The organism is Leisingera thetidis (genome assembly GCF_025857195.1).
Lineage (GTDB): Bacteria > Pseudomonadota > Alphaproteobacteria > Rhodobacterales > Rhodobacteraceae > Leisingera > Leisingera thetidis.
In genome coordinates, this window is record NZ_CP109787.1 from 1,453,318 (window position 1) to 1,472,523 (window position 19,206).

General features: G+C 64.7%; 21 protein-coding genes. 10 read left to right on the plus strand and 11 right to left on the minus strand.

Annotation, left to right across the window (positions count from 1 at the left end; all coding sequences use genetic code 11):
* Both OKQ63_RS06960 and OKQ63_RS06965 read right to left on the minus strand, forming a co-directional pair.
* On the minus strand, window positions 1-651 hold the full coding sequence (locus tag OKQ63_RS06960; RefSeq protein ID WP_264213220.1) for a hypothetical protein: 651 nt from the start codon (window positions 649-651) through the stop codon (window positions 1-3).
* Between the two features lie 2 nt (window positions 652-653).
* Window positions 654-1,007, minus strand: coding sequence for a hypothetical protein (locus tag OKQ63_RS06965; RefSeq protein ID WP_264213221.1), 354 nt, complete (start codon window positions 1,005-1,007; stop codon window positions 654-656).
* 66 nt (window positions 1,008-1,073) lie between these two features.
* On the opposite strand from OKQ63_RS06965, the gene OKQ63_RS06970 reads away from it, so the two are divergent.
* Window positions 1,074-1,226, plus strand: coding sequence for a helix-turn-helix transcriptional regulator (locus OKQ63_RS06970; protein WP_264213894.1), 153 nt, complete (start codon window positions 1,074-1,076; stop codon window positions 1,224-1,226).
* Between the two features lie 61 nt (window positions 1,227-1,287).
* Window positions 1,288-1,950 carry an acyl-homoserine-lactone synthase gene (locus tag OKQ63_RS06975; RefSeq protein ID WP_264213222.1) on the plus strand — a complete coding sequence of 221 codons (663 nt, stop codon included), beginning with the start codon at window positions 1,288-1,290 and terminating at the stop codon, window positions 1,948-1,950.
* Window positions 1,951-2,134: 184 nt separating this feature from the next.
* Here the strand turns inward: OKQ63_RS06975 and OKQ63_RS06980 are convergent, their stop codons facing one another.
* Window positions 2,135-2,650 (minus strand): hypothetical protein, encoded by a 516-nt coding sequence (locus tag OKQ63_RS06980; RefSeq protein WP_264213223.1) that lies wholly within the window; start codon window positions 2,648-2,650, stop codon window positions 2,135-2,137.
* 339 nt (window positions 2,651-2,989) lie between these two features.
* Between OKQ63_RS06980 and OKQ63_RS06985 the strand changes: the two genes are divergently transcribed.
* The 8 genes from OKQ63_RS06985 to OKQ63_RS07015 all read left to right on the plus strand — a co-directional run bounded on the left by OKQ63_RS06985 (window position 2,990) and on the right by OKQ63_RS07015 (window position 11,526).
* Window positions 2,990-3,397, plus strand: coding sequence for a hypothetical protein (locus tag OKQ63_RS06985; protein ID WP_264213224.1), 408 nt, complete (start codon window positions 2,990-2,992; stop codon window positions 3,395-3,397).
* Window positions 3,387-3,884 (plus strand): ImmA/IrrE family metallo-endopeptidase, encoded by a 498-nt coding sequence (locus OKQ63_RS26090; RefSeq protein WP_350356299.1) that lies wholly within the window; start codon window positions 3,387-3,389, stop codon window positions 3,882-3,884. The genes OKQ63_RS06985 and OKQ63_RS26090 overlap by 11 nt, the downstream gene beginning before the upstream one ends.
* Window positions 3,885-4,991 (plus strand): beta family protein, encoded by a 1,107-nt coding sequence (locus OKQ63_RS06990; RefSeq protein WP_264213225.1) that lies wholly within the window; start codon window positions 3,885-3,887, stop codon window positions 4,989-4,991.
* A gap of 802 nt (window positions 4,992-5,793) precedes the next feature.
* Window positions 5,794-8,598 carry a [protein-PII] uridylyltransferase family protein gene (locus tag OKQ63_RS06995; RefSeq protein WP_264213226.1) on the plus strand — a complete coding sequence of 935 codons (2,805 nt, stop codon included), beginning with the start codon at window positions 5,794-5,796 and terminating at the stop codon, window positions 8,596-8,598.
* On the plus strand, window positions 8,582-8,851 hold the full coding sequence (locus tag OKQ63_RS07000) for a hypothetical protein (RefSeq protein WP_264213227.1): 270 nt from the start codon (window positions 8,582-8,584) through the stop codon (window positions 8,849-8,851). The genes OKQ63_RS06995 and OKQ63_RS07000 overlap by 17 nt, the downstream gene beginning before the upstream one ends.
* Window positions 8,852-9,025: 174 nt before the next feature.
* Entirely contained in the window at window positions 9,026-9,694 is a 669-nt protein-coding gene (locus OKQ63_RS07005; protein ID WP_264213228.1) for a DUF6778 family protein, read from the plus strand.
* Window positions 9,695-9,757: 63 nt separating this feature from the next.
* Window positions 9,758-10,972 (plus strand): RSP_2647 family RNA methyltransferase, encoded by a 1,215-nt coding sequence (locus tag OKQ63_RS07010; protein WP_264213229.1) that lies wholly within the window; start codon window positions 9,758-9,760, stop codon window positions 10,970-10,972.
* Window positions 10,973-10,977: 5 nt separating this feature from the next.
* Window positions 10,978-11,526 (plus strand): RSP_2648 family PIN domain-containing protein, encoded by a 549-nt coding sequence (locus tag OKQ63_RS07015; RefSeq protein WP_264213230.1) that lies wholly within the window; start codon window positions 10,978-10,980, stop codon window positions 11,524-11,526.
* A gap of 49 nt (window positions 11,527-11,575) precedes the next feature.
* Here OKQ63_RS07015 and OKQ63_RS07020 read toward each other — a convergent pair whose 3' ends face one another.
* From OKQ63_RS07020 to OKQ63_RS07055, 8 genes are all read right to left on the minus strand, one after another.
* The gene (locus OKQ63_RS07020) at window positions 11,576-12,262 is read right to left on the minus strand and encodes a M48 family metallopeptidase (protein WP_264213231.1); all 687 of its coding nucleotides are present in this window, start codon (window positions 12,260-12,262) and stop codon (window positions 11,576-11,578) included.
* Window positions 12,263-12,293: 31 nt separating this feature from the next.
* Window positions 12,294-13,724, minus strand: a complete 1,431-nt coding sequence (locus OKQ63_RS07025) for an HD-GYP domain-containing protein (protein ID WP_264213232.1) — start codon at window positions 13,722-13,724, stop codon at window positions 12,294-12,296.
* 148 nt (window positions 13,725-13,872) lie between these two features.
* Window positions 13,873-14,136 carry a cell division topological specificity factor MinE gene (gene minE / locus OKQ63_RS07030; protein ID WP_264213233.1) on the minus strand — a complete coding sequence of 88 codons (264 nt, stop codon included), beginning with the start codon at window positions 14,134-14,136 and terminating at the stop codon, window positions 13,873-13,875.
* A 4-nt stretch (window positions 14,137-14,140) separates the two neighbouring features.
* A complete protein-coding gene (minD, locus tag OKQ63_RS07035; protein ID WP_264213234.1) occupies window positions 14,141-14,989 on the minus strand; it encodes a septum site-determining protein MinD in 849 nt (282 codons plus the stop codon).
* Window positions 14,990-15,014: 25 nt separating this feature from the next.
* A complete protein-coding gene (gene minC / locus OKQ63_RS07040) occupies window positions 15,015-15,779 on the minus strand; it encodes a septum site-determining protein MinC (RefSeq protein WP_264213235.1) in 765 nt (254 codons plus the stop codon).
* 564 nt (window positions 15,780-16,343) lie between these two features.
* Window positions 16,344-17,528, minus strand: coding sequence for a vWA domain-containing protein (locus OKQ63_RS07045; protein WP_264213236.1), 1,185 nt, complete (start codon window positions 17,526-17,528; stop codon window positions 16,344-16,346).
* 18 nt (window positions 17,529-17,546) lie between these two features.
* Entirely contained in the window at window positions 17,547-17,714 is a 168-nt protein-coding gene (locus tag OKQ63_RS07050) for a hypothetical protein (RefSeq protein WP_264213237.1), read from the minus strand.
* Between the two features lie 61 nt (window positions 17,715-17,775).
* Window positions 17,776-19,200: a DUF2927 domain-containing protein gene (locus OKQ63_RS07055; protein WP_264213238.1), complete on the minus strand. Its 1,425-nt coding sequence runs from the start codon at window positions 19,198-19,200 to the stop codon at window positions 17,776-17,778.
* Window positions 19,201-19,206: the final 6 nt, after the last annotated feature.

The following is a 19,206-nucleotide window of genomic DNA, read 5'->3' on the forward strand; positions in this document are numbered from 1 at the left end:
TTACCTCAGTGTCTGCTGCCAATTGAAGGAAAGGCCGTCGCTGACCTTCGAGCGGCCTTCGCCGTACTGGGAGGTGGTGAGGACGGCCTTCAGAACCGGATTTCCCAGCGTGACAGCCGCGCCGGTTTCGGCGCCGGGGCGGATGAACGGCGTCACTTCGATGTTTCCGGTTACTCCGGAGCCGTCTGCGGTCTTGCCTGTTGCAACCCGGTGATAGGCGTAGCGGGCAGGGTTGTCCCCATAGGTGAAGCCCAGCAGGTCGCCGCGGCTGACCACATATCCTGCAGGCAGGCCGGACAGCTTCAGTTCGCGGTTGTTCGCAGTCAGGCTTTCGATAACCGGGGATGCGCCACCAAGAATGACCTTTCCGGGATCGGCAATTGGATCTGGTTGCCGGGGATCCGTGAGGAGAAACGATGCGCCGGGTTCTTCCAGCAGAGCAAGCCGCGCCTCTATGGCGGCAAGGACGTGGTGGTAGTCCTTGTCCAGGACAATGCGGCCAGCCCAGAGGCGGCTGCCGTGCCGGTGCTTGATCACCTCGCCGCCGTAGGTTTCGGAAAGGGTGCTTGCGTCGCCAGGCCGTGCCGTGAACCGGGCGATAGGCAGATCATCGAAGAATTTGTCGAGAGGGAGGGGCCAAGCCAGTGCCATGATTAAACCTTGTATGGATCTTCCAGCGTGTCTTTGACGGTGGATCGTGCCGGACCTCGGTCATAGTCCTGGATCAGATCCACCCCGATCTCGGTGGCGCGTTCGTCCACCACCGCCTCGAACATCGGTGAAGGCAGAATGCGCAGCGTTACATGGGATGTTCCTTGACCGCCCTGGGCAGCGGCCAAAGAGGCGCCGGTGGCGCTGGCAGGGAGGAACCCGCCCGCAAAGCCGGGGATTTCCACGCCGTCATTCATCGCCTGCAGCAGCGGCCGGTAGCGCCGGGTGGCCTTGGCGGTGATGACGCTCTCGCCTGCGGACAGCCAGGCGGGAAAGCGGCTCTCTACACCGTTCACTGCTTACATCACGAGCAGACGCGCCATTATTCGATCACACCGCAAGCCCAAGATGTGCTTCGCCTGATGTGTGCTGGGTTCAAAGATCAAGAAATTGCGGTACGGCTCGGAGTGAAGTTGGAAACTGTAAGGCAGCGCCGAAGAGGAGCGATGCAGGCTGTCGATGCTACCTCCACCGCGCAACTAGTATCATTAGTGATAAAATTCGGGCTCATCTAAAGGCCAAGGATTCCATTCAAATCAGGCTCTTTGATCATGGCGCTTCAACTTGGAGAGCGCCATGCAACTACATGTCTTTTCTTTCGAACAACGCTCCGCATTTGAGGCGGAATACAAAGGGTTCCTTGCCCTCCGTAAGCTGAAGCTGGTAGACGAACTTGGTTGGGGTTTGGCCCATGATGGGACCTATGAAAAGGACCAGTACGACCGGGTTGGTGCGGTTTATTCCATCGTTACGCGGTGCGGAAGGGTGATTGCCGGCGCACGCGCTGTGTCCTGCGGCGGCAGTGATGGGCAGTGGTCCTACATGTTGAAGGATGCAGAGGACGGTAAGATCCCTGGCATCCCTGGGACCCTACTTAGCGATTATCCGGGAACGAGCGAAACATGGGAATGCACGCGCTTTGTCATGGATGAAACCCGCGCCGATGCAAGCCAACGTTCTGTCGAAACTAAGCTGGTCGTTGCGGGCCTGTGCTTGGCGAGCTTCCGTCTTGAAGCATCTGAACTGATATCGCTGTCGCCTCCAGGACTGGGGGCTCTGCTCAGGCGGTTCGGTTACAAGGTTAGAAGAGAGGCGGCACGCTACACTTGCGAAGATGACGGGCGAGAGTACAGAGTATTTCGGATGATGTGTGAGGCCAGTGTAAATCGGAGTTTGGCAGCTCGCTATCTTTCGCCTGGTTCCGCGTCTTTGCTGCGCGAACTAAGGCAGGTCGCATAACCCGTCTTTTTCTTTGGCGGTCACTCGGGCCGCCAAAGTGAACATAAGGGCGCTTATGGTGCCGCTGTGAGGCGGTGCCTGGGTGAACATGCTATTGGTTGCAGAGGTCTCCTGGCGTGAATGCTGCGCGCGCTGTAAACCGCTCGTAGTCCACTTCAGATCTTAGGCCTGAAGGTGCGTGGGGTTAGGCCAAGCGTTGTTCTAGCAGATCAACTAGATTCAATAGCGTGCTGTGCGCTTCAAGAAGCTGATGTTCTAGGTAAATTTCTTCGCCGCCACCAAACTTAACAATTATCTGGTCAACTCCGCCAAATCTGCCTTCTCCGAACCGTCCAAGGCCAAAACCCTTGGATTGTGATACGATCTGATCTGATCGTTTTACTATGGGTGTTCCACGCGTCAGAACCGCATGCTTGTTAGCCTTTGCTACGTCGAGGATAATCCCGAAGCCGGTGCAATTCTCAGCAATGCGGTGCCTGAAAACGCTGTCATTTGGGGCTGACGGATCACCAGATTGGTGCCATCCCAGCAGGTCGAATGGATTCATGCGGTTCTCTACAGCCTGTGCATAGATTTGCGCCGCAAGAGCATCAACTACAGCCACAGCCAAGAAGGCTCGCCGTAGGCAGGAAAAATCTGCACCAAACTCGGCAAGTGTCGGTTCGACTATTTCATCGTTAAATTTTCTGGCATCAGTCATGATCCCAGAAGTATGTCTTTTCTTGCCAAACTTCCAGTATAGGCGCGCCTTTGGTGCCCTGAACAGTGTTCACATATTGGCCCTTGTAGCACCGTTCTCGAGTCGGCGCCGGAGAGAACATAAGCGTGCTTGTGATGTGAATGTGGAACCAAGGTTCGAGCCATCGGCCTATGAACTCTTGCCTTTCTCCTGAGCCCTGTTCAATCGCACAACGAGAAGTATGTGGCACGACTATGAAATGTGAGCGTTTTTATCCTTGTGTTCTCTTAATGTTCCGAAAAGCTTGCGCTCCTGCTACAATAGTGCGACGTTCAACCCAAAGTATAAGTTTGGTGATTCATGAAGCTCTTTCTTTCGGTGGCTGTTGGGGTCTTTTTGGGCGGAGCATTGTGGAGCGTTGCTAAGCACATGGTGCCTCTCACCATCGTTGGTAAAGCTGTTTCGCCGCACCTAGATACCCATTCGGTCACAGTAAGTTACATCGATATGATCTCGCTGATGTTGACCGGAGTAACGGTGATTCTAGCGGCGTTGGGTTTTGTAGTTGCGGTCTTGGCCATCGTTGGTTGGAAGTCGATTAGCTCTATCGCCGCCGCATCAGCTCAAGAAGTGGTGAAAAACTCCCTCCTGAGCGGAGGTGAGTTGGACTTGGCGGTAAGAAAGGAAGTCCGAGACATCTTTAAGTATCATGGCATTGAAGCTGTCGACACGGAGTTTGATGAGAACGGAGAAGAGAATGGGGCGTGAGTGGGAGAGGATTTCGGAACCTGAGAGGGCCGTTATTTTACCGTTCTTGCAACACGTACCTGTTAAAGTGGCAGGTATAGCTCGTGCTCTTGGTCTCGAGGTCAAATCGGCTACGTTGAAGCCTAGAATTTCAGGTCAAATTCAACCTTCTGCTACCAGCGTGTCAGGATTTCGAATTCGTATCAATCGTCACGAACCTAAAGTTAGGCAGAGGTTTACGGTCGCTCATGAGGTTGGCCACTACTTGCTTCATAGAGAGTATATCGGTGATGGCTTAGAAGACACGATACTATACCGTTCGACACTTTCAGACGCTCGCGAGGCCGAGGCTAACCGCTTGGCCGCAGATCTGATCCTACCTCAGCACCTAGTGCGTCAACTCTTGCGGGAACTTGGCGGCAGCGTTACAAGCGAAGTGGTGAAGGTAATGGCAGCAAGATTCGAAGTTTCGGAAGCTGCGATGAAGATCAGACTGGGGCTTAGTTGATTGGCTATAGATCTATTTGAAGCAAAGTATATTCCCACAATTTTTTTGAGGCAATCTGAACTTCAAGCGGTATCTGAGCTTCCAGAAGCCACTAAGGAATCCCTCTGCCCAATTTTTTGCTTGAAGCCATGGGCAACATGCAAGTTCCTTTCTCAGGCCGTTGACAAAATTGAGGCGGTATTTGGTGCCAACCGAAAGTATTTTTTGGACATTGATCCATTTTATGAAGTTGAGGAAGTGAAGCGCGAAGCGCAAGAGGAGTTCTTGGCGCTGGTGGATGAAGAGAATGCGGTGCAAAACTGGATCGAATTTCTGGAAGGTTACCCGAATGCTTCCCCCTGTATTCAAATGCACAATTCTACGCTTGAAAGCGTTGGGCAACAGATCCAAGCGTTCACTGAGATGGACAGACCCTTTCTTATTCGGCTGAATCACGGAGGCGGAAACGGCCGTGACTGGTCAGAAATTGTAGACTTGGTTTGTCAGACCGATCATTCGAACTTTGGCTTTGTGATCGATCTGGAGTGGAGTAAGGATCTTCTAAGCCGTATTGAATGGGCTGACAGAATTGTAAAAAGGGTAGTTGCTAACCGAGGTGACGGCATTCCCGTCTGCGTTAATGGAAGTAGTTTCCCGAACAGTTTTACTCAATTCGAAGACGGGGGAACTGCTCCATTGCTGGAACGGCTTGCCTTTCAGAACTTGGTTTCCAACAACAACCAGGCGAGGCTGATCTACGGCGATTGGGCAAGCAGCCGCCCTCCGGGGGAAAGTCTTCCTATCAAAGCTGAAATCCCACCACGCATAGATCTTCCTTATGCGAATGGTTGGGAGTTTTTCCGCTATAGGCGGGATGATGGAGGCTACCGCCAGGCTGCAACACAAGCGCTTGCGAGCCCAAGTTACCCCCACGGCGTAGATATCTGGGGAACGTACCTAATAGCCTCGACCGCTCAAAGCGAAGCGTTTGATCCGAAAGATGCTTCTTTGATTGGGCACCCCAAGAAAGCGGCGGCAGCCAGGATCAACATTCACCTATACAGGCAGCAGAACTTCGAAAACTTCAATCCAGCGCCAGACACTGACGACGATTTTGAGGATATTTGATTTTTCACGCCGCAGTTTGACTTGTGCGCAAAGCTCAGGCCTGTTCGGATGACAAATCGGTTCCAAGTTCGCCCCTCCCGATTTCTTCCGTTGTTATTCCTAAGGGCATGTTTTTCCATCGGTAATCTCGTTCTTGGAAATGTCCGCAAGTTTTAGGGCTAGTTCCAAGTTCGGGAACGCGATTTCAGCAGACTTCTTGCCGCCGCATTCGCGTTAAAACCCTGTTTTACGGGCCTTTCAGGGGGGGGGAGTTTGCAACGGGAAGTGTCCCAGATTTGCCTTCAAGCACCATATCAGCCATTTTGCCAGGTATTGAAGGACAAACACTCCGGGCCTCATTCCAGGTTCAAGCCTGCCTGAAAGCCCTTTTTTGTATGACCCTATCCGGGTTCTTCCGGGGTCTTCCGGCCTCTTCCGGTTACTGCAATATGAAGTGTCTCCTAACAGCGGGGCGGGACGCTTCGCATTGCAGGGCCGGGAACTCCGCCGCCCGAACCGTGAAACGCGCAGGGGGGAGGAGAAGGGAAGCGCGGTCATGCTCCGGCCCCCTGGCCGGGCTGGGGACGCTGCAGCGGCAGCCGTATCATGCCCGGCGGTGCTGCCGGAAAAGCAGCCTGGCCCGGGCGTCCCCTGTCAACAACATACTCTTTACTTCGAAATGGCCCTGGAACGGGAGCATAACCGTACCGCAAACAGTAAGTTGAATGCAGAGCAATAGACAGGCGGGTTTTCCTGACTTCAGGTCAATCCACGCGGCATTCGGCCATTGACGCGCTCAGGCAGGCGGAACAGTGTCGGTAGCATGAGCACCGGCCTGACAATCTCCCGCATACCCCGTCCCTTCGACCCCGAGCTCGGCGCCGAGGCGCGCAGCCTGGTGCCGGAGCTGTCCGGCGATCCGGCCGCGCTGGTTGCGGGCGCCTGCGGCTCCAGCCCGTACCTCAAGGAACTGACGGCGCGCGAGGCCGGCTGGCTGCCGCAAGCGCTGCACGATCCCTCAGCCGCGCTGCACGGCGTATTTGCGGACTGCCGGGCGCTGGAGGGCAGCCGCCTGAAGCCCGGCCTGCGCCAGGCCAAGCGGCGGCTGGCGCTGCTGACGGCGCTCTGCGACCTGTCCGGCGGCTGGAGCCTGGAGCAGGTGACCGGGGCGCTGACGGATTTCGGCGCGCTGTGCGCGGATGTGGCCATCAAGGCGGAAATCGCCGCCCTGATCCGGCGCAAAAAACTGCCCGGCCTGACCGAAGACGACGTGGAGACCGCGGGCGGGCTCACCATCCTGGCAATGGGCAAGATGGGCGCGCATGAGCTGAACTACAGCTCCGACATCGACCTGATCTGCCTGTTCGACGAAACCCGGTTCGACCCGGATGATTTCTATGACGCGCGCCAGGGCATGGTGCGCGCGACCAAGAACATGTGCGCCGCCCTCAGCGACCGCACCGGCGACGGCTACGTGTTCCGCACCGACCTGCGGCTGCGGCCCGACCCGGCGGTCACCCCGGTCTGCCTCGCCATGGAAGCGGCCGAGCGCTACTACGAAAGCCTGGGCCGCACCTGGGAGCGCGCCGCCTACATCAAGGCGCGCCCCTGCGCGGGCGACATTGCCGCGGGGGAGCGGTTCCTGAACACCCTGCGCCCCTTCGTCTGGCGGCGGCATCTGGATTTCGCCGCCATCCAGGACGCCCATGACATCCGCCTGCGCATCCGCGAGAACAAGGGCACCGGCGGCGCGCTGCATGTGCCGGGCCACGACATGAAGCTGGGCCGCGGCGGCATCCGCGAGATCGAGTTCTTCACCCAGACCCGGCAGCTGATCGCGGGCGGGCGCGATGAAACCCTGCGCCTGCGCGGCACCGTCGAGGGGCTGGCCGCGCTGGCCGCCAAGGGCTGGGTGCCGCCGGACACGGCAGCAACCCTCACCGCCCACTACCGCGCCCACCGCGAGGTCGAGCACCGCATCCAGATGGTGCATGACGCACAGACCCACCAGATGCCGAAGTCCGCGGACGGCATCGCCCGGATCGCCTGCCTGATGGACCGGAACCCGGAGGACCTGCTGACGGGCATCAGGGGGCGGCTGGAAGAGGTCCATGCGCTGACCGAGGGCTTCTTTTCCCCCGGCGCCGCTGCGGCGCCTGCGGCGCTGCCGGCCGCGAGCGCCGAGCTGGACGGTGCCGTCATCGCCCGCTGGCCGACCTATCCGGCGCTGCGCTCCTCCCGCGGCGCGCGGATTTTCGAACGGCTGAAGCCGGAGCTTCTGGCGCGCGTCGCCAAGACCGCCAAACCGGCCGAAACCCTGGTGGCGCTGGACGGTTTCCTGGCCGGGCTTCCGGCGGGGGTGCAGCTGTTCTCGCTGTTCGGCGCAAATCCGCAGCTGATCGATCTGCTGGTCGACATTGCCGGCACCTCGCGCGAGCTTGCCAGTTTCCTGTCGCGCAATTCCGGGGTGTTCGATGCGGTGATCGGCGGCTCCTTCTTCGACCCCTGGCCGGGAGCGGACAGGCTGCGGGCGGAACTGCAAAACCGGCTGTCGCAGGAAAGCGACTACGAGGCCCGGCTGGATGGCACCCGCCGCTGGTGCAAGGAATGGCATTTCCGCATCGGCGTGCATCACCTGCGCGGGCTGATCGACGGCCAGCAGGCCGGCGCCCAATATGCCGAGCTGGCCGAGGTGGTGATTGCCGGGATCGCCCCGGAGGTGGTGGCCCAGTTCGCCCGCAAGCACGGCCCCCCTCCGGGCCGCGGCGCCGCGGTTCTGGCGATGGGCTCGCTGGGGGCAGGGCAGATCCATTCGCAATCCGATCTCGACATGATCGTGATCTACGATCCGGGCGATGCCGAGATGTCCGAAGGGAAACGGCCGCTGGCCACGCGCCCCTATTACGCCCGCCTGACCCAGGCGTTTGTCACCGCGCTGTCGGCACCGATGGCGCAGGGCCGCCTCTATGAGGTCGACATGCGCCTGCGCCCCTCCGGCACCCAGGGGCCGGTGGCGGTCAGCCTGGCGGGGTTCACCCTCTACCAGCAGAACGAGGCCTGGGTCTGGGAGCATCTGGCGCTGACGCGCGCCCGCGTGGTTGCCGGGGATGCCGGCCTGGCGGCGGAAATCGAGGATTTCCGCACCGGTTTCCTGTCGGAGCCGCGGCAGCAGGACAAGGTGCTGCGCGAAGTGGCGCAGATGCGCACGCGGCTTGCCGCGGCCAAGGTGCCCGCGGGCGTCTGGGACGCCAAGAACGGCGCCGGGCGGATGATGGACATCGAACTCCTGTCGCAGGCGGGAGCGCTCACTTCGGACACCGTGGCCCGCGATGTGGCCACGGGACTGGGCGGTGCTGTCGCTGCCGGATGGCTGAATGACGCGGATGCAGAATACCTGGCGGCCGGTTACCGGCTATTCTGGTCGGTGCAATGCGCAGCGCAGCTGCTGTCCGGCAAGGCCTCCGCGGCCGAAACGGTTGGCGAGGGCGGGGCGCAGTTCCTCTGCCGCACCACCGGATTTGCCCGGCTGGAGACGCTGGAGCAGGAGCTGCAGGCCCGCTACACCCGCTGCGCCGCGATCATAGCGGAAGCCTTGGCAACGGAGGGGGCGGATGAAGGGCAGCACTGAACAGGACCCGCGCGGTCTGATCTACGAATCCTACCGGATCGACGGCATTTCGGATGCGCAATGCCGCAGCATCTTCTTTGACTGGGCGCTGGGCATGGACGCGGCCCGCGACAGCCGGGAAGACATCCGCACCCTGCTGGAGATCTACGGCAACGCCAATCCGGACCATCCGATGACCGCGGTGCTGCGCGACGGGCTGCAAGCCGGCGCCGCCCCGCGCCGCCGCGGCGGCTGGCGCTCGCGCCCGCGCTGACCCCTGCGGCGGTGCAGCAGCGGGCCTGGCCGGGGCAAATGTTACCCGGCCATCAACATTCGTTAATTTTTCGATAAATTGTCCCAATTCCGCCCTGTTTGGCGCGCATCCTGCCCTTGACCCCGCCAGCCGGACCCCGCCCGGCGGCAGCACAATACGGTAAGGAGCAGAGCCATGAAGATCATCCGCAGCCTCGCACTTGTCTCCCTCGGGCTGATGGCCTCGGCCTGCGCCTCGGTCGACATGCCGTCGCGCAACCTGCCGTTCGAGCCGGCCCCCGATGCCGCGGTGCGCGTGCCCGAAGGCTATGAGCCGCTGCCGCAGGCCGACCCGGTGCCGGCCTTGCGGATCAGCGGCGTGACCGTGGAGGTGCCGCGCAGCCTGACCGTTTCGGAGACCAACAGCTACCTGCCCAAGGGGGACATCGTCTGGCGCGAGGACCCGCTGGGCGACCGCTATGCCCAGGTGCAGGCCATTGTTCAGCACGCCATGACCGCAGGCAGCGCCGGGCTGGACGGTCCGATCGGTGCCCATCTGCATGTCGAGGTGCTGCGCTTCCACGCGCTGACCCAGAAAGCCCGCTATACCACCGGCGGCATCCACGCCATCACCTTCCGGATGCGGCTGACCGATCCGGCCACCGGCGCGCTGCTGCGCCCAGAGCGGACCGTAGAGGCCGACCTCAAGGCCTTCGGCGGCGCCCGTGCGCTGGAAGCCATGGCCCGCGGCCAGACCCAGAAGGTGCGCATCACCGGCCATCTCGCCAATGTGATCCGCCAGGAGCTGACCCGGCCCGGCAGCTACCGCACCCCCCGGCTCGGCCTGCTGCAGATGCTGCAGTAATCTGCCGGGGCAGGGGGCCGCAGCGCCTCTTCCCTTGCCCGGGCGACAGCGATATGAGGAGGCATGACAGCCTCCTCAGATGCGCTCCAGCGCCCCCGCGTGAAAATGAAGCCCAAGTCGAACGCCCGCGCCATCCGGCACGGGTTTCCCTGGGTCTACGCCAATGAACTGGTGACCGACCGCCGCACCCGCAAGCTGGCGCCCGGCACCCTGGCGGTGCTCGAGGACGAGGCGCAGCGCCCGCTGGGGCTGGTCTCGGTGAACCCCGAAAGCAAGATCATCGCCCGCATGCTCGACCGCGACCCGGAGGCGGTGATCGATCAGGCCTGGTTCGCCGCCCGCCTGTCGCGGGCGCAGGAAATGCGCGCGCAGCTTTATGATGCGCCCTTCTACCGGCTGGTGCATGCCGAATCCGACGGTCTGCCCGGCGTGGTGATCGACCGCTTCGGCGCCGCCTGCGTGGTGCAGCCCAATGCCGCCTGGGCCGAAACCCATCTGGAGGCGCTCACCGCGGCGCTGGCCGAAGTGACCGGCGCCGAAGTGATCCTGAAAAACGCCGCCGGCCGCACCCGCGCGCTGGAAGGGCTGGACGACCGGAACCAGACCCTGCTGGGCGCGGCCCCCGCCGCGCCGGTGCCGGTGATGATGAACGGTGCGACCTACATGGCCGACCTCACCGGCGGCCAGAAAACCGGCCTGTTCTATGACCAGCGCGAAAACCATGCCTTTGCCGCCCGCCTCACCGCACCCGGCGCCAGGGTGCTGGACGTGTTCTCCCACGCCGGCGGCTTCGGCCTGGCGATGCTGGCGGGCGGGGCCGGGCACGCAACCTGCATCGACGGCTCCGCCGCGGCGCTGGAGCTGGCCGCGCAGGGCGCCGCCGCCAGCGGCCATCAGGACAAGTTCACCGCCCGCCAGGGCGACGCCTTCGAGGTGCTGACGGCCCTCGGCGAAGCGGGCGAGAGCTTTGACGCGGTGATCTGCGACCCGCCCGCCTTTGCGCCCTCGAAACAGGCGCTGGAGGCGGGCCTGCGCGCCTATGAGCGGGTGGCCAAACTGGCGGCGCCGCTGGTGAAACCGGGCGGCTATCTCGGCCTGTGCTCCTGCTCGCATGCGGCCGACCTGGCCAGGTTCCGCAACGCCTCGGCGCGCGGCATCGGCAAGGCGGGCCGCCGCAGCACCCTGATCCACACCGGCTACGCAGGCCCCGACCATCCGCAGCTGCCGCAGCTGGCCGAAAGCGGCTATCTCAAAGCTGTCTTCTTCCGGCTGGACTGACCCAGGTGAAGCTGCTTCTGGACACCTGCGTCCTCTACCCGACGGTGATGCGCGAGATGCTGCTGGGCGCCGCCGGACTGGGCCATTTCACCCCGCTCTGGTCCGCCCGCATTCTCGAGGAATGGGCGCGCGCCGCCCAGAAACTCGGCCCCCAAGGCACCGCCCAGGCGAGGGCCGAGATCGCCCTGGCCCGCGCCGCCTGGCCAAAGGCCGAAGTGGCCCCGGCGCCGGGCACCGAGGCCCGCCTCTGGCTGCCCGACAGCGCCGACATCCATGTGCTGGCCGCCGCCGTCACCGGCCACGCCGACGGCATTGTCACTTTGAATAACAAGGACTTCCCGCGCCACACCCTGGCCGAGGAAGGGCTGGAGCGCTTCGGCCCCGATGAACTCCTCTACCGGTTCTGGCTCGCAGACGGCACTGGCATGGACACCCTTGGCGCACGGATCCTGGCCGAGGCCAACCGCCTCTCCGGCGGCGGCTGGGAAATCCGTCCGCTGCTCAAGAAAGCCCGCCTGCCAAGGCTCGCCAAGGCCCTCTCTTCTTCTTTGTAAAAATACTCCGGGGAGTTTGAGGGGCCGGCCCCTCAAGCCTTGAGCCATATCACCCCTTGGCCCATTTGTCTTCCAGCCGCTCCAGCGCGGCAATGCGCTCATCCGTTTTCGGATGGCTCATCAGCCAGGCCGGCGCCATGCCGGCGCGCTGCTGGGTCAGCGCTTCCAGCTTGGCAAACAGGCTCTTCTGCGGCGCCAGCCCGATGCCCGCCTTGGTCAGCAGCGCCGCGGCATATTCATCCGCCTCATACTCGTCGCCGCGCGACAGCCGGGCGGCAATCAGGCCGGTCAGCACGCCGGCAATCCACGGGCCCACGATCGGGATATAGCGGCCCAGGATCAGCATCAGCGCCGTGCGCAGCGCATTCTGGCCGGAAAAATCAATCATCCGCTTCCTGGCATGCCCCAGCGCCACATGGCCCAGCTCATGCGCGATCACCGAGGCCAGCTCCTCGGCGCTGACCTCGCCGTTCTGGTATTTGCGGTAGAACCCGCGGGTGATGAAGATCCGTCCGTCGGCGGCCGCCAGCCCGTTCACCGGGTCCACCTCGTAGATATGCACCGGGATGCGGGCGATGTTCAGCGCCGCCGCCAGCCGGTCGGTCAGCCGCTTCAGCCGCGGGTCCGCCAGCTCGGTCGAGCGCTGGTCCAGCTCGCGATGGGTGCGCCAGATGGAAATCCGGTACATCACAAGGCCATAGAGCAGGGCCAGCAGGATCGGCATGAGGCGCAGCATGGCTCAGATATGGGGGCTGGCGGCGCCAGTCTCAAGCGGTTTCTGCCAGATCCCCGCTGTCCCATCCGGATGCCTCCGCCAGCCTCTCCCGGCTCGAGGGCCAGCCGCTGGCCGTCACCGCGTCCTGCAGCGCGGCATAGCAGTCCGGATCGATGCCGGGGCCGGCGAGTCCGTCCATGATGGCATAGGCCTCCTCCAGCGGCAGCGCCGCCCGGTAGGGGCGGTCGGCGGTCAGCGCGTCAAAGATGTCGGCAACCGCCAGGACCCGCATATCGGTGGTCAGCTGATCGGCGCCCAGCCCGTAAGGATATCCCTTGCCGTCCAGCCGCTCATGATGGGCGGCACTGACATCGGCCAGCTCCCGGAACACTGGAATCCGGCTCAGCACCTCATGGCCCAGCACCGGATGCAGCTTCATCCGGGCAAGCTCCCCGCCGGTCAGCCGGCCGGGCTTGTCGAGGATGGTGTTGGAGATCCCCAGCTTGCCGATGTCATGCAGCAGCGCGCCGCGCACCATCCAGCGCCGCCGCGCCGGCGCATAGCCCAGCTGATCGCAGATCATGCCGGTATAGCGCGCCACCCGCCGGGAATGGCCGTGGGTAAAGGGGCTCTTGGCGTCGATCACCAGCGAGAACGCCTCGCTGATCTCATCCAGGTAATCCTCGTCCACCGGGCGGCTGTGCTGCGCCTGCTCGGCGGCAAAGACCTCGGCCTCCAGGCCGGGATCCATCAGCGCCCGGGCAAAGCCGGGGCGGCGGATCAGCGCGGTGAACACCGGCACCAGTTCCGGGTCGAACCAGCTGCCCGCGCGCCGCTCCAGCTCGGCCGCGGCGGCGCCGGCCCCGAGGGAGACGGTGAACACATCCGCCACCTGCGCCATCAGCGCAATCCGCGCATAAAGCGGGATCGCGCTGCCGCGCAGCCCCTGCGGCCGGCCGCCGCCGTCCCAATGCTCGTCCAGCGCGGCAATGCCGGCGGCGACATCCTCGGAAAACCGCATCTGCCGGGCGATGGCGGCGCCCCGGTTGCAGCGGGTCTCGATCAGCTCGCCGGAGAGGCTGCCGTTCCTGGCGATGACATGGCCCAGCGTCTTCAGCTTCTGCAGCGGCGCGCTGCCAAGGCCGGTGTTGCGGAACAGGAACCCGATGCCCTGGCGGGCCCCGCTGACGGTCTTGAAATTGCGTTTGAAGTTCAGGTCGTCGGTCAGGTACAGCTGGCAGATCCGGGCCGCGTTGGAGCTGCAGCCCAGGTCCTTCATCAGCAGCGTGAAATACAGCCCCGAGCGCGCCTGCTGCGGCAGCCCCAGCGCGGCCGCCGCCTGCATCCCGATCCAGCAGCAGCGCAGGCAATGCCCCTTGGGCTGGCCTTCGGTCAGGTCCAGCGCATGGCTGAACGCCCCCAGAAGCTCGCCAAGGCGGAGCGTGCCGGGGGCGGCGGAATCGGTCGGAATGGCAGGCGTCATGGGCACTCATCGCAGGAAACGGTGAATGCCATGCTGGACAGCGGCGGCTTAACCGGGGATTACCGGGCCGCGGGTTGCGAGGATTTGTTTTGCGCTGATTTGACGTAATTTCCGGAGCCGCCGGACGGCGGCCCCGGGGGCCCCGGCCCTAGTTCACGCCCAGTTTTCCGGGAAATTCTATATTGATTTCAAGGCTCGACAGCTCGTCGCCGCGTTCCATGCGGATGTCGATCGCCTCATCGCCGATCTGCATGTGGCGGCGGATCACCTCCAGGATGTCACGCTGCAGCTGCGGCAGGCAGTCGGGGCGGGCGCCGCCGCTGCCGCTGCGCTCATGCGCCAGCAGGATCTGCAGCCGCTCCTTGGCGGTGCTGGCCGAGGCTTTGCGGGGACGCAGGGAAAAACCGAACATCCGCTTACACCGCCCGCCGGAACAGCCGCTGCAGCAGCCCGCGGCGGGGATCGGCGGCAATCCGCATCTCGATCTGCTCGCCGATCAGCCGGCCCACCGCATCCTCATAGGCGGCTCCGGCCGCCGATGGGTCATCCAGCACCACCGGCACGCCGAGGTTGGAGGCGCGCAGCACCGCGGTGCTTTCCGGGATGATGCCCAGCAGCGGCACCGCCAGCACTTCCAGCACATCCTCGACGGTCATCATCTCGCCGCTGTCGATGCGGGACTTGTCGTGGCGGGTGATCAGCACCTGTGCCTTCACCGGCTCGGCGCCGGTCCTGCCGGCCCGTTCGGTGATGCTGTTGAGCAGTCCCAGCACCCGGTCGCTGTCGCGCACCGAGGAGACTTCGGGGTTGGTCACCACAATCGCCTCGTCGGCAAAATGCATCGCCATCTGGGCGCCGCGCTCGATGCCGGCCGGGCTGTCGCAGATGATGTAATCGAACTCCTGGCGCAGCTCGTCCAGCACCTTCTCGACGCCCTCGCGGGTCAGCGCGTCCTTGTCGCGGGTCTGCGACGTCGGCAGCACCGACAGCGTCTCCAGCCGCCGGTCGCGGATCAGCGCCTGCTTCAGCTTGGCATCGCCCTGAATGACGTTGATGAAGTCGAACACCACCCGGCGCTCGCAGCCCATGATCATGTCCAGGTTGCGCAGGCCGACGTCGAAATCGATCACCACCGTCTTGTGGCCGCGCCGCGCCAGTTCGGCACCCACCGCCGCCGAGGTTGTGGTCTTGCCGACGCCGCCCTTGCCCGAGGTGACCACGATCACCCGGCCCAGCGGCTCTTCCAGTTTCAGGTCCTTGCTCATCGTCCTGCCTTCCTTATCCCTGCTCTCATCCCAGGGCTTCCACACAGAGCCGTCCGTCCTGCAGGAACACCTGCACCGGCCGGTTCAAAAGCTCCGGCTCCAAATTCTCGCTGGTTCTGTACAGCCCCGCGACCGCCAGCAGCTCGGCGTCCAGGCTGTGGCAGAAGATGCGGGCGCTCTCGTCGCCTTCGGCCCCGGCCATGGCGCGGCCGCGCAGGCGGCCGTAGACATGGATGCTGCCGCGGGCAATCAGCTCGGCGCCGGAACTGACCGGCCCGACCACCACCAGATCGCCGCCCTCGGCCACCACCGTCTGCCCCGAGCGCACCGGCTGGGTGATCAGCCGGTTCTGCGGCGGTCGCAATTTCTTGGGCAGTTCCCGGCGGGTACCCGGCCGCGACGGCCCTTCGGTGTTGAGCGGCGCATCCTTGCCGCTGGCGATGGTGATCAGCCCGGCGTCCTCGGCCGCGGCGGTCTGCAGCGGCGTTGCGTTCTGCACCCCGAACACCGCCAGGCCGCGGCTGCGCAGGCTGTCGGCCAGGGCCCGCAGCTCGGCCGGGCGGGTCAGCCCCGGCGCCTGGGCCAGATCCAGGATCAGCGGCGCGCCGTCAAAGAAATGCGGGCTCCAGCGCAGCTGTGCGTCAAGCGCGGCATAAAACGCCTGATCCAGCGGCCCGTCCTCCGGGCGCAGCGCAACGGCGGTGAAGTAGCGGCCGCGGATCTGGAACGGCTTCACGGCGGCGGCGGGGGCGCCGCCACGGGGTTTTGTGTCTTGATGCGGCACGCTCACGCGATGCTCCTGCTCGGGGATTGGCGGGTCTGGTCGCCGCGCCTTTATCCTCTTGGGTAGCCCCCGGCGGGGCGGCTGTTCAACCATGGGACAGCGGCTTCGGCGGACTTGCGCCGGTGGCCGGGCGCGGCGGCGGATTTCCGCAGGCAAACTGCTTTTGGTTGTGCAGAAAGGGATTGCCCCGGCGGCATCCGCACCGGCTGGAACGCAGGCGGCCCGGACACCGGCCGGAGGCCGGCGGAACCGCGCGGGCAAGACAAGACCGGGGTGCCGGCAGGGCCCGCAAGCAGAACCGCTCAGGGGGAGCAGGGCCGAGGGGGGCGAACGGGGCAGCCGAGGACGCGGGGGGGAGCAGGCAGGGCAGGGCTCCCGCCCGTCCGGCCCGCATTGAAAATGCCGGCCTGCCGGTTGGGCCCGGCGCCGGACCTTCAGGTCCGGCGCGCATCCTGCCTTGGCAGGATGCCATGCCCAAACCCGCCAGGGCGTGCCGGCGCAAGCCGGCGCGCCTGCGGGTGCGGGAGGGCTTCGCTGCCCGGCCCGGGCGGGCTGCCGGCTGTGCGGCGGCTAGCGGCTCAGCTCGCGCATGCCGCGCTCCAGCCCGTCCAGCGTCATCGGCACCATGCGGTTCTCGAAGATCTCGCGGATCATGCCGATCGAATGGGTGTAGTCCCAGTATGTCTCCGGCACCGGGTTGATCCACAGATGCGCCGCCCAGGCCTCGCGCGCGCGCTGCAGCCAGACCTGGCCCGCTTCCTCGTTCCAGTGCTCGTTGGCGCCGCCGGGATAGGCGATCTCGTAAGGGCTCATCGAGGCATCGCCGACAAAGATGCACTTGTAATCCGGCCCGTAGGTGCGCAGCACCTCATGGGTTGGGATCTTCTCGCCCCAGCGCCGCCGGTTGTCGCGCCACACGCCCTCATAAAGGCAGTTGTGGAAATAGTAGTATTCCAGGTGCTTGAACTCGGCGCGCGCGGCCGAGAACAGCTCCTCCACCACCTGGATATGCGGATCCATCGAGCCGCCCACGTCCAGGAACAAGAGGACCTTCACCGCATTGTGCCGCTCGGGCCTTGTCTTCACGTCCAGATAGCCGTGCTCGGCGGTGGCGCGGATGGTGCCGTCAAGGTCCAGCTCCTCCCGCGCGCCTTCGCGGACCCAGCGGCGCAGCCGCTTCAGGGCGACCTTGATGTTGCGGGTGCCGAGTTCCACATCGCCGTCGAGGTTTTTGAACTCGCGCTTGTCCCAGACCTTGACCGCGCGCTGGTGGCGGCTCTTGTCCTGGCCGATGCGCACGCCCTCGGGATTGTAGCCATAGGCGCCGAAGGGCGAGGTGCCGGCGGTGCCGATCCACTTGCTGCCGCCCTGGTGGCGGCCCTGCTGCTCCTTCAGGCGCTCCTTCAGCGTCTCCATCAGCGCCTCGAAGCCGCCAAGCGCCTCGATCTCGGCTTTTTCCTCAGGCGACAGATGCTTTTCCGCCATCTTGCGCAGCCACTCTTCGGGGATGTCGACCGCCTCCATCACCGCCTCGGCGGGGATCGCCTCCAGCCCCTCGAAGGTGGCGGCAAAGGCGCGGTCGAACTTGTCGATGTTGCGCTCGTCCTTCACCATCGCGGCGCGGGCGAGGAAATAGAACGCCTCGATGTCATAGGTGGCCAGCCCCGCCTTCATGCCCTCGAGAAAGGTCAGATACTCGCGCAGGCTGACCGGAACCGCCGCCTTGCGCAGGTTTTCAAAGAACGGCTGGAACATCGCGGGCCTCCGGCAGGGTTACGCCAGCACCCGGTGCATCAGGATGGTTGCCAGCAGGCCGACAATACCAAAAACGATGGCATAGACAGCCCCGTATTGCAGCATGTCCAGTTTGTTGCCGCCACGTTTGCGGGCCTTCATGGCGCCGGTGAGGGCGCCCAGCACTAAGCCGGCGATTACGATCATGGTGTGTTCCGTTTCCTGTCTTTCAGGGCCAGTCTTTCAGGACCAGTTCATCTGCGCCGGATCAGGGGGCCGAGGGGCGCAGCGCGGCGATTTCCTCCAGCCGCGCCTCCACCACCCAATCCGGGCCGAACCCGTAGCGCGCCCACCCCAGGCTGTCCAGCCTGACCCGGCGCGCCTCGGCGGTGCGGTGCTCCAGGTCCAGCGCCTCGGCCTGCAGCATCAGCAGCGTCGACAGCAGCGCCGCGTTCTCATGCGCCGCCGCCGCCGCCGCCGCCGGCTCCAGCAGCGCCAGCGCCGCGGCGCCGTTGCCGGAGGCGATCTCATAGGCGGCCAGCTGCACCGCCAGCCTGGCCTGGTGCATCGCGGTGCCGGGCAGCCCCTGCAGATAGGTCATCGCGGTGCGGAAATGCTGCAGCGCCAGCTCCGGCTCGCGCACATGCAGCATCCGGCCCAGGGTGTAATGGCTCATCGCGCGGCGGTGGTCCTGCCAGCCCAGGTCGCGGGCAATCGCCGCCGCCCTGTTGGCGGCCCGCAGCCGCTCCCGCAGGGCGGTGCTTGGCCCCAGCGCCTGCTCATAGGCGGTGATCCAGGCCCGCGGGGTTTCCGGCAGCCAGCCGGCTGCCGCCCGCACACCGGCCGGGTTCAGCCGCGCCAGCACCGCGGGCAGGCGGGCGGCCACGTCGGCCCGGCTCATGCCGGTGCGCAGCTCCGGCGCATAGGTGGCGCGCAGGATCAGCATGTCGAACCCGGTCAGCACCGCGTGGACATTGTCGTCGTTGAAGATCGAATCCGGCAGCCGGTACAGATCGTTCAGCGGCCCGACCGCCTGCGCCAGCTCCTCGTGCAGGCAGTCGCGCACCTCCTGCGGGCTGGTGTCGTTGGGGATGAACACCGCCAGCTTTTCGCGGCTGCGCAGCAGCGACCAGTTGGTGCGCGGGCTGCGGCGGCTGCGGCGGTACTCGGCCAGCGAGGAGACATTGGGCACCACGAAACAGGCCGCCTTGGGCAGCGCCCGGCGGATCTCGGCGCGCGGCACCGACTGGATGGTGATGCTGGCAGCGTCACCGGACACGCGGCGGATGGGAATCCCGGCCTCATCGCGCAGCCGCGCCAGCAGCGCGGTCAGGTCGCGGTTGAAGCCGGGCGCGGGGGCGCCGGTCACGCGCAGGGTGATGGGGGCCTCGAAGCGGGTGAACTGGGGCAGGGTGGTGCCGCCCTCCAGCTGGAAGTGCAGGTCCAGAAAATCCCGCGCGATGCTGGCGTTGGACCGCTGCGGCCGCGGCGGCCGCCGGGCGGTGAAGACCTTGACCGGGGGCAGGGCGGCAGGGGCGGCAGCGGCCCGGGTCGGGGCCTCGGCGCGGTGGAGCGGCGCAGTGCAGGCGGTCAGCGCCAGCGCCGCCAGGGCCGCCGCGGCCGCCCGCAGCAGCCGCCGCCGGGGCTGCCGGGCAATACGATGTGAATCCGGTGCAGCAGCGTCAGCGGGCAATACAGG

Bases quoted from the DNA above. Each gene is read 5' to 3' on its own strand.
- OKQ63_RS07020 (WP_264213231.1), bottom strand. From the start codon at position 12,262: ATGCTGCGCCTCATGCCGATCCTGCTGGCCCTGCTCTATGGCCTTGTG.
- OKQ63_RS07005 (WP_264213228.1), top strand. From the start codon at position 9,026: ATGAAGATCATCCGCAGCCTCGCACTTGTCTCCCTCGGGCTGATGGCC.
- OKQ63_RS07050 (WP_264213237.1), bottom strand. From the start codon at position 17,714: ATGATCGTAATCGCCGGCTTAGTGCTGGGCGCCCTCACCGGCGCCATG.
- OKQ63_RS07000 (WP_264213227.1), top strand. From the start codon at position 8,582: ATGAAGGGCAGCACTGAACAGGACCCGCGCGGTCTGATCTACGAATCC.
- OKQ63_RS06970 (WP_264213894.1), top strand. From the start codon at position 1,074: ATGTGTGCTGGGTTCAAAGATCAAGAAATTGCGGTACGGCTCGGAGTG.
- minD (WP_264213234.1), bottom strand. From the start codon at position 14,989: ATGAGCAAGGACCTGAAACTGGAAGAGCCGCTGGGCCGGGTGATCGTG.
- OKQ63_RS07010 (WP_264213229.1), top strand. From the start codon at position 9,758: ATGACAGCCTCCTCAGATGCGCTCCAGCGCCCCCGCGTGAAAATGAAG.
- minE (WP_264213233.1), bottom strand. From the start codon at position 14,136: ATGTTCGGTTTTTCCCTGCGTCCCCGCAAAGCCTCGGCCAGCACCGCC.
- OKQ63_RS06995 (WP_264213226.1), top strand. From the start codon at position 5,794: ATGAGCACCGGCCTGACAATCTCCCGCATACCCCGTCCCTTCGACCCC.
- OKQ63_RS06980 (WP_264213223.1), bottom strand. From the start codon at position 2,650: ATGACTGATGCCAGAAAATTTAACGATGAAATAGTCGAACCGACACTT.
- OKQ63_RS07025 (WP_264213232.1), bottom strand. From the start codon at position 13,724: ATGACGCCTGCCATTCCGACCGATTCCGCCGCCCCCGGCACGCTCCGC.
- OKQ63_RS06960 (WP_264213220.1), bottom strand. From the start codon at position 651: ATGGCACTGGCTTGGCCCCTCCCTCTCGACAAATTCTTCGATGATCTG.
- OKQ63_RS26090 (WP_350356299.1), top strand. From the start codon at position 3,387: ATGGGGCGTGAGTGGGAGAGGATTTCGGAACCTGAGAGGGCCGTTATT.
- OKQ63_RS07045 (WP_264213236.1), bottom strand. From the start codon at position 17,528: ATGTTCCAGCCGTTCTTTGAAAACCTGCGCAAGGCGGCGGTTCCGGTC.
- OKQ63_RS06985 (WP_264213224.1), top strand. From the start codon at position 2,990: ATGAAGCTCTTTCTTTCGGTGGCTGTTGGGGTCTTTTTGGGCGGAGCA.
- OKQ63_RS06975 (WP_264213222.1), top strand. From the start codon at position 1,288: ATGCAACTACATGTCTTTTCTTTCGAACAACGCTCCGCATTTGAGGCG.